Annotated in this window: 12 protein-coding genes; all 12 read right to left on the bottom strand. The window is 40.4% G+C overall.

The window, feature by feature from the left end:
- Window positions 1–1,075, bottom strand: a 1,075-nt coding sequence (locus tag U9M98_00470; GenBank protein ID MEA2020191.1) for a UDP-N-acetylglucosamine 1-carboxyvinyltransferase, incomplete at its 3' end; no start/stop codon positions are given.
- Between the two features lie 109 nt (window positions 1,076–1,184).
- Window positions 1,185–3,035, bottom strand: coding sequence for a penicillin-binding protein 2 (locus U9M98_00465; GenBank protein ID MEA2020190.1), 1,851 nt, complete (start codon window positions 3,033–3,035; stop codon window positions 1,185–1,187).
- Window positions 3,036–3,087: 52 nt separating this feature from the next.
- Entirely contained in the window at window positions 3,088–3,402 is a 315-nt protein-coding gene (locus U9M98_00460; GenBank protein MEA2020189.1) for an FtsL-like putative cell division protein, read from the bottom strand.
- Window positions 3,389–4,318 carry a 16S rRNA (cytosine(1402)-N(4))-methyltransferase RsmH gene (rsmH, locus tag U9M98_00455; GenBank protein ID MEA2020188.1) on the bottom strand — a complete coding sequence of 310 codons (930 nt, stop codon included), beginning with the start codon at window positions 4,316–4,318 and terminating at the stop codon, window positions 3,389–3,391. Before rsmH ends, U9M98_00460 begins: the two co-directional genes overlap by 14 nt.
- 54 nt (window positions 4,319–4,372) lie before the next feature.
- Entirely contained in the window at window positions 4,373–4,804 is a 432-nt protein-coding gene (gene mraZ / locus U9M98_00450) for a division/cell wall cluster transcriptional repressor MraZ (GenBank protein ID MEA2020187.1), read from the bottom strand.
- A gap of 590 nt (window positions 4,805–5,394) precedes the next feature.
- Window positions 5,395–6,201: a hypothetical protein gene (locus tag U9M98_00445; GenBank protein ID MEA2020186.1), complete on the bottom strand. Its 807-nt coding sequence runs from the start codon at window positions 6,199–6,201 to the stop codon at window positions 5,395–5,397.
- A 140-nt stretch (window positions 6,202–6,341) separates the two neighbouring features.
- Window positions 6,342–7,718, bottom strand: a complete 1,377-nt coding sequence (locus U9M98_00440) for a glycine--tRNA ligase (protein MEA2020185.1) — start codon at window positions 7,716–7,718, stop codon at window positions 6,342–6,344.
- A 150-nt stretch (window positions 7,719–7,868) separates the two neighbouring features.
- A complete protein-coding gene (gene recO / locus U9M98_00435) occupies window positions 7,869–8,639 on the bottom strand; it encodes a DNA repair protein RecO (protein ID MEA2020184.1) in 771 nt (256 codons plus the stop codon).
- Between the two features lie 102 nt (window positions 8,640–8,741).
- Window positions 8,742–10,658: a DUF4012 domain-containing protein gene (locus U9M98_00430; protein ID MEA2020183.1), complete on the bottom strand. Its 1,917-nt coding sequence runs from the start codon at window positions 10,656–10,658 to the stop codon at window positions 8,742–8,744.
- Window positions 10,659–10,663: 5 nt separating this feature from the next.
- Complete coding sequence (locus U9M98_00425) at window positions 10,664–11,290, bottom strand: sugar transferase (protein MEA2020182.1); 627 nt, start codon at window positions 11,288–11,290, stop codon at window positions 10,664–10,666.
- Between the two features lie 15 nt (window positions 11,291–11,305).
- The gene (locus U9M98_00420; protein ID MEA2020181.1) at window positions 11,306–12,529 is read right to left on the bottom strand and encodes a glycosyltransferase; all 1,224 of its coding nucleotides are present in this window, start codon (window positions 12,527–12,529) and stop codon (window positions 11,306–11,308) included.
- A 24-nt stretch (window positions 12,530–12,553) separates the two neighbouring features.
- Window positions 12,554–13,459: glycosyltransferase family 1 protein (locus U9M98_00415; protein MEA2020180.1), on the bottom strand; the 906-nt coding region annotated here is incomplete at its 5' end.

The following is a 13,459-nucleotide window of genomic DNA, read 5'->3' as shown; positions in this document are numbered from 1 at the left end:
TCATTCCAGCTTCGCTAGGAGTAAGTACTTCTACCTCTGCCCCCATTTTCTCAAGCTCAAATAAATAATCTAAACGATTATAAAAAATTGTTTCGTGAATAGTACTTTCACCTTCAGCCTGAGTTAAAATCACAGAAAAAGGCTGTTGCCAATCAGTCATAAACCCAGGATGCGGTGCTGTCTCCAACTCCACAGGCAAGAAAGAATCAGAAGGCTCAGCCCAAACTCGGAGAGATCGGCCCCTAACCTCATAAGGAACCTCCGCATCCTCTAGCTTACGCATAAAAGCTGTCATATCTTCTGTCTGTACATTTTTTAAAGTTACATCACCCCGGGTTGCTGCTGCGGCGACTGCATAAGTAACAGCTTCGTTCCGGTCCGGCAAAACACTATGCTTAGCGCCATTAAGACTCTCAACTCCTTCAATAATAACTTGCCGGGGATCGTCTTCCTTTCTGTTTATATTTGCCCCCATCTTTCTCAGAAGAGCAATTAGATCATCTACCTCCGGCTCCAGAGCTGCACCGTAAATTCGTGTCTCACCTTCAGCCAAAACCGAAGCTAAAATAGCTGTTTCTGTCCCCATTACTGTATTTTTTTCAAACCTTATGTTTCCGCCCTTCAACCTATCTACTCGAGCACGAACTACCGACCCCTCACAAATTACTTCCACACCTAACTGCTTTAAAGCATCTAAATGCCGGTCAATAGGACGTTTCCCAATATCACAGCCCCCAGCACTAGAAAGAACTACTTTTCCTTTTCTTGCTAAAAGAGGACCTAAAGTAATAATAGCTGCGCGAGTCTTATCACTAAGTCCTGGAGGAATTTTATTTTTTTCAATATTTTGCGCACAAAGCCTCAGCTCATTCCGATTTTTCTCAACAGAAACGCCCAAACTTTTAACCACCTCTAAATCCACTGTAACATCTTCTATTTCTGGAACATTAGAAAGAACAAGCGGTTCCGAAGTAAGAATAGATGCTCCAATCATCTTAATTGCAGCATTCTTTGAACCCAAAATTGTTACTTTTCCTTTTAACGGCTTTCCACCTTGGATACGAAAATAAGACATACGTAAAGAAATTACAAATTCAAAATCTCAAATAACAAATAAATAGCAAAATACAAATCCCAAATTACAAATGTTTGGAACTTGGAATTTGATATTTGGTGCTTAACCGTCAGCGATCTGGAGCTATTCCGTAATAACGAATCAGCTCCTTTGCTATTCCCATCCACAAGGGGACTGCAGTCTCTGCTGCATAAATACTCGTGGACGGCTTTTCAAGCTTTACTAGCATAACAAACTTTTTAGACTGAGGCAAAAAACCAACAAAAGTAGCGTTAGTTTTATGCGGATCGTAACGACCACTCACCGGAATCTGAGCTGTTCCTGTTTTCCCAGCAACCTCCCAATCTTGGAGAACGAAAAAGCTTGCTTCTCCGTACATTGCCGCTTTAGTAAGCATACCAACCATAACCTCGGCAGTATGTGAAGAAATAACTCTACGAACTCGTTCAGGTGTGAATTTGATCTTCTTTCCATCTTCGCGAATTTCGGAGACGATATAAGGTTGCATTAGTACGCCGTCATTAGCAAAAGCTGTAAAAGCAGAAGTTACTTGAAGAGGTGTCGCCGACAAGCCTTGTCCAAAAGACACACTAGCTAAATCTACTGGGCGCCACTCCGAAGAGGACCTTAAAATACCAGCTGACTCACCCTCCAAATCAATACCTGTCTTTTGCCCCAGACCAAAATCCGCAAAGTAAGATCGAAGAGTTCTCTTGCCCAATTTTTCTAAAGCAAGCCAGGCAGCACCGGTGTTGTCTGAATGTTCCAGAACTTCAATCATAGTTTCTTCTCCATAATATTTATCATCCCAAGTACGAATAGTATGATCACCAACCTTTAAGGGCTGACTAAAAAACGTAGTTTGAGGAGTTACCTGTCCTTCATTTATAGCTGCCGACATAGTCAGTGCTTTTATTACCGAACCAGGCTCATATGAAGACGAGATTGCTAAGTTTCGGGAAATATTACTTAGATCATTCTCTAACAACTCAGGATAAGATTTCAGTTTATTTTTATCATTTTCTTCCTCTTCTTCGCTGCTTTCTCCATCTTCTTCAGCATCAGCGTGTGCAGGTTCTGCAGGATAAAATGAGGGGTAATTTGCCATAGCTATAACACCACCAGTTGTAGGATCTAAAATTATAACTGTACCACTTTCAGCACCAAATTCCTTTACACCCGTTTCCAAAAGTTCCTCCACCATAAACTGCACAGCCCGATCCAAGGTTAAAACCAAATCCCTACCTTCTTGCGGTGGTCGCTTCATATAATCGCCAACCAAAATAGGCTCTCCCATAGCACTACGCTCTTCCAAAACCAAACCTTCCTGACCCCTTAAATCACCATCATAAAAGCCTTCCACTCCATAATATCCGCGGGGGGTACCATCTGCAGCAGACCCCACAAAACCCAAAACATGGGCAGCTAAACTGCCTTCGGGATAATATCTCACAGGTGTTTCTTCAAACCCCAGTCCCACAATGCCTAATTTTTCCACTCGCTCCTTCTGTTCTGCAGTCACTTCTCTCACCAATGGTACCCAGTAGCGAGAATACCCTAATCTTTCCGCAAGATATTGTTTACAAGCCTGGTATCTTTGGTAGGAATCTAAGCCTGGATGGCTACTAAAATTTATAACTGGACAAGAATCTATTCCCAAAGCTTCCAAGATCCGACGAGCTATTTCACCAGGACTTATTTTTGAAAAATCAATCCTAGTGGGCTCTGCATAAAGCAAATATGCTGGTTGGTTTGAAACTAAGGGGAACCCATCTCGCGAATAAATCTTACCCCGCGGTGCTGGTAAGGTATAAGAAATTCCGTGCTGAGTCTCAGCCAATGCTTGGTACTTTCCATGCTGCAAAATTTGTATTTGGAAAAGCCTGACAAAGACAGCGGCTAAAGATACCAAGAGTATTCCAAGCAAAAAATTTAATCGCCAGTTTTTACGGAAAGACATACAAAGTTAAGTAGCTTGGTCGCCATCTAATAAAAGTTAACTTAGTCTGATTTCACTGAGAATGTCCTTGAGCCAGCCGACGCGAGAGGAAAATTTCCACATCGGGCTGTTTCATTCCCAATTCGTCCTCTGCTCGATGGCGAATATAGGAAAGGGAAGAAAGATTAGCTAGTTTGTTTTCCAAAGCTTGGTTTTCGCGACGCAGTTCAACTTGTTGCTGAGAAAGAGTTTCAATTTCCCTTCCATAGGTAGAAAGGCTACAAGAAAGAAAAACTTGAACAACACCTAATACTACCACCACCAAGAAAAGCATAGTCTTTAAGTTGAACAATTTTATTTTGGAAATATTAAATTTACTTTTTTTCATAGGCAAACAACTTAGCACTTCTAGCCTTTGGGTTTGCTTCTACCTCTTCTCGACCCGGTTCTTGACCACGTGGGGTAAGATTTACCAGAGAAGTCTGGTATTTTTCATAAAACCTTTTTACCACCCCACGTTCCAAAGAATGAAAAGTTATAATTACTAACCGCCCTGAAGTCTTTAAAATTCGAAGGGCCCGGGGCAGTGATTCTCTAAAATTATTAATCTCATCATTCACAGCAATCCGTAACGCCTGGAAAAAACGGGCCCTTCGATCGTAACTCCCAAATTCACTCGGCTTGTTTTTAAATTTAGTCTCATACCAATTCCAAAAATCGCTTGGTTGCCCTTGCTCCACCCACGCTAGCAAACCAGAAAACTCCTGCGTGGTTTTTATCTTGCGAATTTCTCTTGCCTCAGAAATTGCTTTTGCAAACTCTATTGCATGTTTCTCTTCTGCATATTTTGAAAAAAGCTTTTCTAGTTCATTTACAGTTAAACCTCCCAATAAATCTTTGGCCTCAACTGCTAAAGACGGGTCCATTCGCATATCTAGCTTTCCATCCTGCATAAAGCTAAATCCTCGCTCCGAGCCTTCTAACTGCCAAGAAGACATTCCCAAATCAAATAAAATTCCTGCCACTTTTTCAAAACCATGCTCCTTTGCTATCTGGTCAATATTTCTAAAATTTCCCTTAACAAGTAGAACTTGGGATTCGGTCTCTGGAGATTCAGCAGTTAAAGTTTCCCGAGCATATTCCACTGCTTCCGGATCCATATCCAATCCCAAAATTGAACCGCCTCGCTCCAAAATCGCAACCGCATGCCCACCACCCCCAACTGTGGCATCAATGTATTTTTCTCCCTTTTCAATATTAAGAAATTCAAGAGATTCTTTTAAAAGTACTGGTGTATGAAACATAATTGGAATACCGCGTTCAGCTTTCCACCCGCTAAAAGAACGGAACAATGATTATCAAACTTCCACCTCCGCCAGCTTTTCTGCAATACTCCCTGCCTCTTCAGCAAGATAATTACGGCGGTCATTCCACCTTTCCTTATCCCAAATTTCAACCCAACGCCCAAGCCCCAAAAAACAAACTTCATCTCCAAGTTGTGCATAAGATCGCAGTGATGGTGGTATCACAAACCTTCCTTGGTCATCCAACTCAATCTCGGCAGCACCCCCCAAAAGAAACCTTGATGTGTCTCGCACAGATTCAGAAACAAAAGGTCCCGTTGCTGCTTCCTTCAAGAGCTCTTTCCACTGAGAAGGGGAAACTACAATCAAACAGCCCTCATATCCTCGAGTCACAATGACTTTTTTGCCAAGCTCATCACGAAAAGACTTAGGCAATGCAACTCGACCCTTCTTTCCCAATTTATAAATGTGCTCTCCGATTAACATTAGTTAAACTTTCCGCAGGTATTTACTAGCCTTAGACTATTTACTTAAATGTAGTGACAAATAGTAAATCAAATTCCTCTACTAAAATTCACCACCAATCACCACCTGTCACCACTCTATCTCAAACCTAATTTAGGTGTCAAGGACTTTGTTGAAAAAATGGGATAAGTAGTTACAAGTAGTTAATAATTAGTAGTAAGTAGCAAGTAGTAAGTAGCAAGCATAAAATCACGAGAACATAAAAACATGAAAACATTTAAACAGGAGAAAAGAAGAGAATAGAAGATAGAAGATAGAAGATAGAAGATAGAAGATAGAAGATAGAAGATAGAAAATAAGAAACAAGGGATATTGGATAAGAAATACAAAAACAATTACAAATGACAAGTATCAAATTACAAATGCGGAGAGTGGGGTGCTGTGCACCGTACGCGGAATACGGATATCTGATCCGCCGGCCGGTGGGCGAGTAACGTACAACGTTTTACAAGTTACTAGTTACCAGTTTATCCCTTCCCACTCGCATTAATTCGCAGTATTAAATTAGTATAAATTAGCTGTACCAAATACTAAATAATTACTACCAGCTACTAATTGATGATTGCTTCTTTTTTGAGGCGAGAGTAGAAACTATTTTCCCGGGGAAGAACGAAATTTCGGTAGCAAAAATGATAAAGTTTAGCAAACCGATATTTAGCAGGCATAATACCAGGAGAATATTTTGGCGGAATTAAAACTGTATCTACCAATTCCACACCCCCTTCTTTTGTCACATAAATATTACCAGTATAACGGGGGTTCAAAATATGCAAACCTTCCCCACCTATCAAATCTGCAAAAAGACCTTGTTTTTTGCGCATCTTCTTATTGCCATCCAAAAAGCGAACCAAATTTTTCACTACTGTCTGGTTAGAAAAAATTTCACAATCGGACAATTTGTAAAGAGGATTTCCATTTACGCGGCGCATAACTAGGGCATAAGTAGCAAGAGCAGACTTAGACCTACTACTTAAATTTTCAGACCCTCCTTTTCTCCTGTTCCACTCCTTTTCTACCGGAACATAAAAATAACTAAAAGGGGGCAAACTGTATGGAAGGTACCGCTCTAAAATAATTTTCTGCTTTTCTAAGCTGTCTAACCATCTCCTCATCAATTCTGCTGGCTCCGGACTTACAAACTTAACAATATGATTATCACCCAAAAACCGAACCGCATGTTCATAATACCTGCCTAGAACTTTATCACCTAGTTTAAGATCAGCAAAAGGGGTGTGCTGCAAAGCAGCTTCAATATAGGGAAGAATATCACTATCGTCATCAATCAATACATCACGAAAGCCAATAGTAGAAAAGAAAAATTCTAATCCTTTTTCAGTTAGGCTTGAAAATATACCCATATCGTAGTTTAAAACAAAACACTCCTAACCTCAAACCTGACCGCTTATTATTAAGAAATAAATTGCAGAAGATTACGGCTAAACCCAAAATTTAGCCAAATAAAACTAAATTAGTACAAGTAGTTCCGCGTACAACAAAACTACTTTTTAAGGAATAACTGGTTAGAAAACCAATTTACAAGATTGTTAATCTTAATCCGAACTTGTTGGGTAGTGTCTCGATCACGAATAGTTACACTATTATCTTCCAAAGTATCGTAGTCAATAGTTACACACCAAGGTGTTCCAATTTCGTCTTGGGAATAATATCGTTTCCCAATATTTCCCCGATCATCCCAAGCTACATGGAATTGGGAATTTAGCATTGCAAACACATCACGAGCTTTGTTCACAATCTCTTCTTTGTTTGAAACTAATGGAAAAACAGCAACCTTGTAGGGCGCAATTTCTGGATCTAGAGAAAGAATTTTCCTATCACCATCTTCTTGGTACGATTCCAAAAGAAGAACCAAAAGTGTCCGACCCACACCAAAAGTTGGCTCCACTATATGAGGAAAAAATTTCTTGCCAGATACCCGGTCTTGATAACACAAATCAGCACCCGAGTACTCCTGATGCTGCTTAAGATCGTAGTCAGTTCGGTACGCTAAACCATACAGCTCTTTAAATCCCCCAAACGGGAAGTCATATTCAACATCTTCAGTTCGTTTTGAATAATGCGATAGTTCATCTTCAGTATGCTTTCTCCAACGAAGTTTTTCTTCAGATACACCCAAATTAACAATCCAGTTCCACATTAATTCCTGCCATTGCTCAAACCAATCTTTCCACTCATTTTCCCGAATAAAATACTCAATCTCCATTTGCTCAAATTCAAAGGTTCTAAAAATAAAATTGCCCAAGGTAATTTCGTTCCGAAAAGCTTTTCCAACCTGAGCAATTCCAAAAGGAAGATTAGGATGCATTGAATCCAATACATTCTTGTACGCCACAAACATTCCTTGCGCTGTTTCCCCTCGCAAATAAACAGTGGACGACTCGTCTTGAACACTTCCCAACTCTGTCTCAAACAATAAATTAAATTTCCGCGGAGATGTAAATTTATTGTCTCCGCAAACCGGACATGTAACATCAACCTCTTCCATCAATTTTTCCAGCTCTGAAAGTGGCTTTCCTTCAACCTTCAAATCCGACTTTTCTTCAATTAAGTAATCAGCTCGAAACCGGTTATGACATTCTAAACACTCTACCAAAGCGTCGTTAAAGCTTGTAATATGACCAGAAGCTTCCCATACTTTGGGATGCATTATAATACTAGAACTAATACCATATACCTCAGGGCGTTGGTGCACAAAAGTTTTCCACCAGTGATTTTTTATATTTCGTAAAAGTTCAACACCCAAAGGTCCATAACAGTAGCTATTAGCCAAACCACCGTATATTCCCGAACCTGGATACACAAATCCTCGTCGCTTACAAAGAGAAACAATTTTTTCCATTAAATCAGGTTTTGACATTGGTACTAAACAAATAACAAAGTCCCCAACTTTCGGGGACCCTCGTACTAAACAGTTCCACCCCAATTTTCCAGATATACATCCAGAACAGCTGCTATCCTTCCCTACCCTATTAAACTAAACCGAACCTAGCATGGCCATTCACAAAAGTCAACCCTGCAGATCAAAGTGCCCATTTCTAATTTTTTCTAAAAGGCTCGGTGATTTCAAACGTTTTTCCAATACATACTCCACATAAGAGCGGGTTATAGCTCGCAACTGCTCCAATGAGCTCTTTTGAACCTTTATCCGATCCACCTTTTTCCAAGGAAGACACGCAACCTCGCGTAGCAGCTCTGCCAAATCCTCGTCCAAACAAAACCCTTCTCCATTGCTACAACGAGAACAAACAACCCCACCACATTCTGGCGAGAAAGAATTTAGCTCCCCCCAAGTCAGTGGTTGTTGACAAAGCACACATTTTCTTATCTCAGGTGCAAAGCCAAGTTCTGCCAACGCTTTTAATTCAAAGGAGTGAATCAAAACCTGTGAGCTCCCCTCTTCTGCATCATTTAAATAACCCAAAGCCATTAAACACAACCGGAAAAACGAATAGCTTTTCAGTCCATCTGGTAGAAATTCGTTAATAAATTCTGCCAAATAGTGTCCTAAGCTAGACTTTTCCAAATTAGATTTTATACTAGAAAAAGGCTCAACTGTCTCAGCTTCAGTTATAATATCCAAACTTTTACCTTCTGCAATTGAAAAAATTGAGTGGTTGAGAAGTTCGAGGTGTCCCCCTTTTCTTGAAGTCAACTTACGAGATCCTTTAGCAATAGCTGACACTTTCCCTCTATTCTTTGTAAAAATAGTTAAAATTTGGTCGGCTTCAGAATAACTAGTTCTCTTAATTACTAAGCCTTCAGCACGGTAGGTAGGCATAAATTAGCTTGGCAGCAAAAGTAGCATAAATAACCAGAAGTAGGAATATTATACAGTAATCGAAGAGAAATTTCCAGATTTAACACCATAACACTAGTTTTATCACTTAAATTCCAATTCCCTATCCCCCGTTAATAACAACTCCCTCGTCTTCCCTCCAACAACCATTTTATACTCAGGAGAATTTTTGCCCGGCTGCTTCTGAATCAACACTCGATAGTTCTCCTTTTCCAAAAGGCTTTCTGGCAGATAATACTGGAAAATCAGTTGCGAAGTATCTAAGGGATCTGTCACATTGAAAGTAGCAAAAACATGCTTACCAATTTCTTCGTCAAAAAATGATTCTTGGGGAACAGCCTCTTTCCCTCCCTCAATTGAGACTAGCTCTGCACCTTCGGGAACCAACAAGCGTACATATGAACGGTAAGGACCGTTCAACCACCCGTCGTAGGGTTCCGGATTTTCAAAATCAACTGTTACTGTCTTGAACCACTTACCATTTTTTTTCTGTATTTCTTGAGTCACCTTGCGGGTAACATAAAGGTTAGCTTTTGCCCCACCAAAATTTGCCTCGTTAAGCTGCAAATAATCTCCATCATAATCCCTAATTCGACCTGCCCAATTCATGTCTTCTGCCCATTGTTGAGAATTGACATCCTTAAAATATAACAATAGATGCTTTTTATTAGCTTGACTAACAATAGTTATTACCAAATCATCCCACTCATTTTCAGGTGCTTCAAAAGCTTTATCAAACATAGCATTCATCAATTCTCCAATTAATGCTTTCCGTCCCTCTTGCTCTTTTCTCACAATATTTGCTTCCTTCTCCAACTCCAAAACTACGTTACTGCTATCGTAAGTTTTCCCATTTACTGTTACCTCTCCCAACACATCAAGAAATTCAACAACCAGTTCAGTATCCAACGCAATAACCCCATCTACACTTGGCAGCGGGCCCAGCATCTGGTTTACAAACTGCGCCTGCTCCGAAACACCAACCTGTGCCTGTGCCCAAAAATCAAAAAACTTTTGGGAAGCAATTTTAAAATCTGGAGAAAGATTTGAATCCCGAATAAACCAATGGTCCACCTTTAAAAAACGTTGATAAACAGCTGGAGCAGGGGTTTTATTGTCAATACGGTAGTCTACAAAATACATATCCCCAGACCTAAGGTCAGTCATTTTCCCTTGACTCATTGTAACTAAAGCATAAGCAGTCCAAAATCCGCCTGTAGGGCGAATTTCCTTATCGTTTTGGAAAATAACAGCATACCTTCTTGGTGTAGACAAGCCAAAAACAGCAGGCAGTACACGAAGAGTTTCTTGAACTTTAGGAAAAGCTAAATAAAACTCTTCCGAATAATTTTTTGCCTGCTTAACCAGCTCACGAACACTTTGCCCCTCGATATACAAAAAGCCGGGATAGCGAGCTGTATTCAATCCCGACAACTCCTCCTGGATAGATTCTAACTCCGGCTCTACTCCTTCCAAGTCATCCGCCAAGTTTGGTAATACCCTAACAGTACTAGCAATCCTATCCTCCATACTTAACTCCACCACTTCTCGATTCTCTTCTGTTTTCAACCCTAAATTACCAACAACAGGTTCAATCGCGTCCATTACTTCTCTCCCTGCAGACAATGCATAAAAAGACGACTTAATCACACGTTGACCATCCAAATAGTAGCCGCGAGCAATAGGAACAAACCGAAGCCACGACAATCTCTGAGCTTTCTTTTCAACCTCAACCAAATCTTGCTCTATGGCGTTCAACTCCTCCTTAGCTTTAACTAAGTCTTGCAAAAGAAAGGCGTCCTTAAGAGGTTTTTGGTGTGCTTGAACTTTCCTAACTGAAGAAAAAACATCCTTAGCTGGAACATACACAAATTTGAAAGATATCAAGCCAAGAACAAGAAAGAGACCAAATAATCCAAGAAGAGATTTTTTTAGAATAAGCCTACCTTGCTCCCGTTTTTTTGCTTTTCGTTTTCTAATTTGAGACAAATCTTTAATCATCCAAATTAAACAGCTCCTTCAGCTTTAATAACAGCGATAGGTGTCTTTAGTATAATAAAAAAATCCAAAAGCAGTGAATGACTCAATGCATAACGTTCTTCTAAATTCAACCTTTCCTCAAAACTTAAATTTGATCTCCCACTCACTTGCCATAGCCCAGTTATTCCCGGCTTTACCTTAAGAATATTTTCCAATTGTTCCCTCCGGTCCAAACGTTCATTTTCGCACATTTCCAACTCATCGGGACGATAAGCACGCGGACCAACAAAACTCATTTCACCCTTTAGCACATTAAAAAACTGTGGAAACTCATCAATACTATACTTTCTTATAAATTTTCCCACTTTAGTAATACGCGGGTCATTCTCCACCTTGTGTGAGCCGCTTCGCATTTTCTCATAAAGCTGAGAATTGGAAAAGAGAATTTCATCCGCGTTCTCAACCATAGAACGAAACTTATAAATACGAAAAGGCGCTCTGTCCTTACCAACCCGTACCTGAGAATAGATAATAGAACCTTGATCTTCTAACCAAATTGCCAAGGAAACTAAAAGAAAAAGTGGAAATCCAATAATAATTGCCAAGACAGCAATAAATATATCCAAAAGTCTCTTTATAACTGTATACAACATCCTAAAAACTTCCAACTATTTTTGGGAACGTGTCACCCGGACAACAAAGTCCGAAAACCTATCTTCAAACCGTTTTCGACTGAATATAGATGCTTGCTTACGACAGACCTGTGGCTTAAACCTACGAGCATCAAAATGGGAAATTGCATCAGCTAAAACCCGCACAGTCTGGGGGTAAAAAAATTCTCCCGTTTTACCCGGAAGAACAGTTTCCAAAACACCACCAGACTTATAAGCTAAGACAGGCTTACCGCAAGCCATTACCTCCAGCGGCGTAATTCCAAAATCCTCGCGCTGAGGAAAAATAAGAGCTTTACAAGCTTGGAAACAATTTACCACATCCTCATCTGAAAGTCGACCCAAAACGTGAACTGTGGGACCTGCCATTTTCTCAAGCCTTTTCTTATCGGGCCCCTCTCCCACAATAATGAGTGGCTGTTTCAGTTTGTTACAAGCTTTTACTGCAATGTCAATTCTTTTCCAAGAAATTAGGCGAGAAACAATAAGGAAAAAGCCGGGAGAACATTCCTTAATTTCTCTTTTTGTACAAAAATGCTGCCACTGTTTTTTTACCTCCCCACTACCATGCCAACCAAGGCTAAAGCGGTCCAGCTCAACAAAAGGATGGATTACTTTTGCCTCACGTCCATAATACTTTGCAATACGGTTTTTAGTACTCTTAGAGTTAGCAATAAAATAGTCTACCCTGTGAGAAGCAGCAAAATCCCAACACCTAAGCCACGATAAAAAGGGAGTCAATACTTTTTGCAGCCGCGGCTGTTCTTGAAAATACACTTCTGGTTCCCAAAATTCTCTACCCGGGCTGTGCATATAACAAATATGGGAAGCTTCTGGACGCGTAATTACAGAATGGGCAAACCGCGAAGAAGACGAAACAATTAAATCGTACCCAGACAAATCAAAAGACTCAAACGCCAAGGGGTAGAACGGAAAATAAGCACGGTAGAGTTTTTCCTTAAAAGGAAACCTCTGCATAAAAGACGTCTGAAGGCCAGCCGATTCACACACCACCGCAGGAGAAGCCCCCGGGGCTTCTTTGGCCGCAGCCCCAGGGGCTGGGGAATGCGACGATTTTTCCTCGACCATTCTTCGCATCCAGTCCCCCACTGCCATACTAGTAAAAACACCCGCTCTCGGAAATAGCTCAACTAACGCCTGAAAAACACGCTCAGCTCCACCCTCTTGAATTAAATCGTCGTGAACTAATGCAACATTCATAGTTACTAACAAATAATTCTAACTTTAGTTTAACATTCGATACCCCTTTAAAGTTCTTAAGGCCATTTCTTGCCAAGAAAAGCGTTCTAAATTTTTAAAACCCCTTGTCACCAGGTCCTCCCTTAAACTCTCATTCTTAACCAGAGATTTAATCTTTGCCGCTATATCTTCAACGTCTTCGGGATCAAAATAAAGAGCTGCAGCACCACATACTTCGGGAATACAAGTCGCCTTGGATGCAACTACCGGAACCCCGAACTGCATTGCTTCCAATGGTGGCAAGCCAAACCCTTCAGAAAGAGAAGGAAACACAAACGCTAGCGCGTTTTTATAAAAAACTGCTAAATCTTCATCTGGCACATAACCACTTTTAACCTTAAAGGCAGGAAAGATAATACGGCTCAGGAAAGACCCGTCCTTTTTTGAAGGACGGGTCTTACCAACTGCAACAACTTCTCCCCTTAACCTCCGTTGAAAAAAATCACGTTTCCCAACCAACACTAGCTTCAAATTTTCATATTCCTCCGCAACCAAAGAAAAGGCTTCAATTAACCGTTCCAAATTTTTATGAGGATACATAGATCCAACATACAGTAAATACGGCTTCTGTACCTTATATTTGGTACTGAGAAAAGACTCATCTTTCCCAGAAGGATGGGTCTCTTTAACATCAAGTTTGGGCAGGCAAAAGGTTTCATCAACTCCTTCATATGTCACTATAATTCTTTTCTCTAGGAGCCAAGTATATTCTTTTAATAAGTCCTTCTTCACAAACTCAGTTGGAACAAAAACAACTTTTGCACGCTTTATAGCTAGCCAGAATACAATACGGTAAAGCAACCGTTTCAATAAGTTAAAAGGACGCCAGCGGGTTGTTGCCCGAGCGGTTGAAAATCGGTGAATAGTTAAATCATGAATTGTAACCGCAAC

The sequence above is a fragment of the Patescibacteria group bacterium genome, assembly GCA_034659915.1.
Taxonomy (GTDB): domain Bacteria; phylum Patescibacteriota; class WWE3; order JAUXAW01; family JAYEID01; genus JAYEID01.
Note: the sequence above shows the minus strand (reverse complement) of the source record. Positions and strands in the feature narration are given on the sequence as shown.

Excerpts from the sequence above, each read along its gene's own strand:
- U9M98_00440 (MEA2020185.1), bottom strand. The coding sequence starts at position 7,718 with ATGTCAAAACCTGATTTAATGGAAAAAATTGTTTCTCTTTGTAAGCGA.
- recO (MEA2020184.1), bottom strand. The coding sequence starts at position 8,639 with ATGCCTACCTACCGTGCTGAAGGCTTAGTAATTAAGAGAACTAGTTAT.
- U9M98_00445 (MEA2020186.1), bottom strand. The coding sequence starts at position 6,201 with ATGGGTATATTTTCAAGCCTAACTGAAAAAGGATTAGAATTTTTCTTT.
- U9M98_00425 (MEA2020182.1), bottom strand. The coding sequence starts at position 11,290 with ATGTTGTATACAGTTATAAAGAGACTTTTGGATATATTTATTGCTGTC.
- U9M98_00430 (MEA2020183.1), bottom strand. The coding sequence starts at position 10,658 with ATGATTAAAGATTTGTCTCAAATTAGAAAACGAAAAGCAAAAAAACGG.
- mraZ (MEA2020187.1), bottom strand. The coding sequence starts at position 4,804 with ATGTTAATCGGAGAGCACATTTATAAATTGGGAAAGAAGGGTCGAGTT.
- U9M98_00460 (MEA2020189.1), bottom strand. The coding sequence starts at position 3,402 with ATGAAAAAAAGTAAATTTAATATTTCCAAAATAAAATTGTTCAACTTA.
- rsmH (MEA2020188.1), bottom strand. The coding sequence starts at position 4,318 with ATGTTTCATACACCAGTACTTTTAAAAGAATCTCTTGAATTTCTTAAT.
- U9M98_00420 (MEA2020181.1), bottom strand. The coding sequence starts at position 12,529 with ATGAATGTTGCATTAGTTCACGACGATTTAATTCAAGAGGGTGGAGCT.
- U9M98_00465 (MEA2020190.1), bottom strand. The coding sequence starts at position 3,035 with ATGTCTTTCCGTAAAAACTGGCGATTAAATTTTTTGCTTGGAATACTC.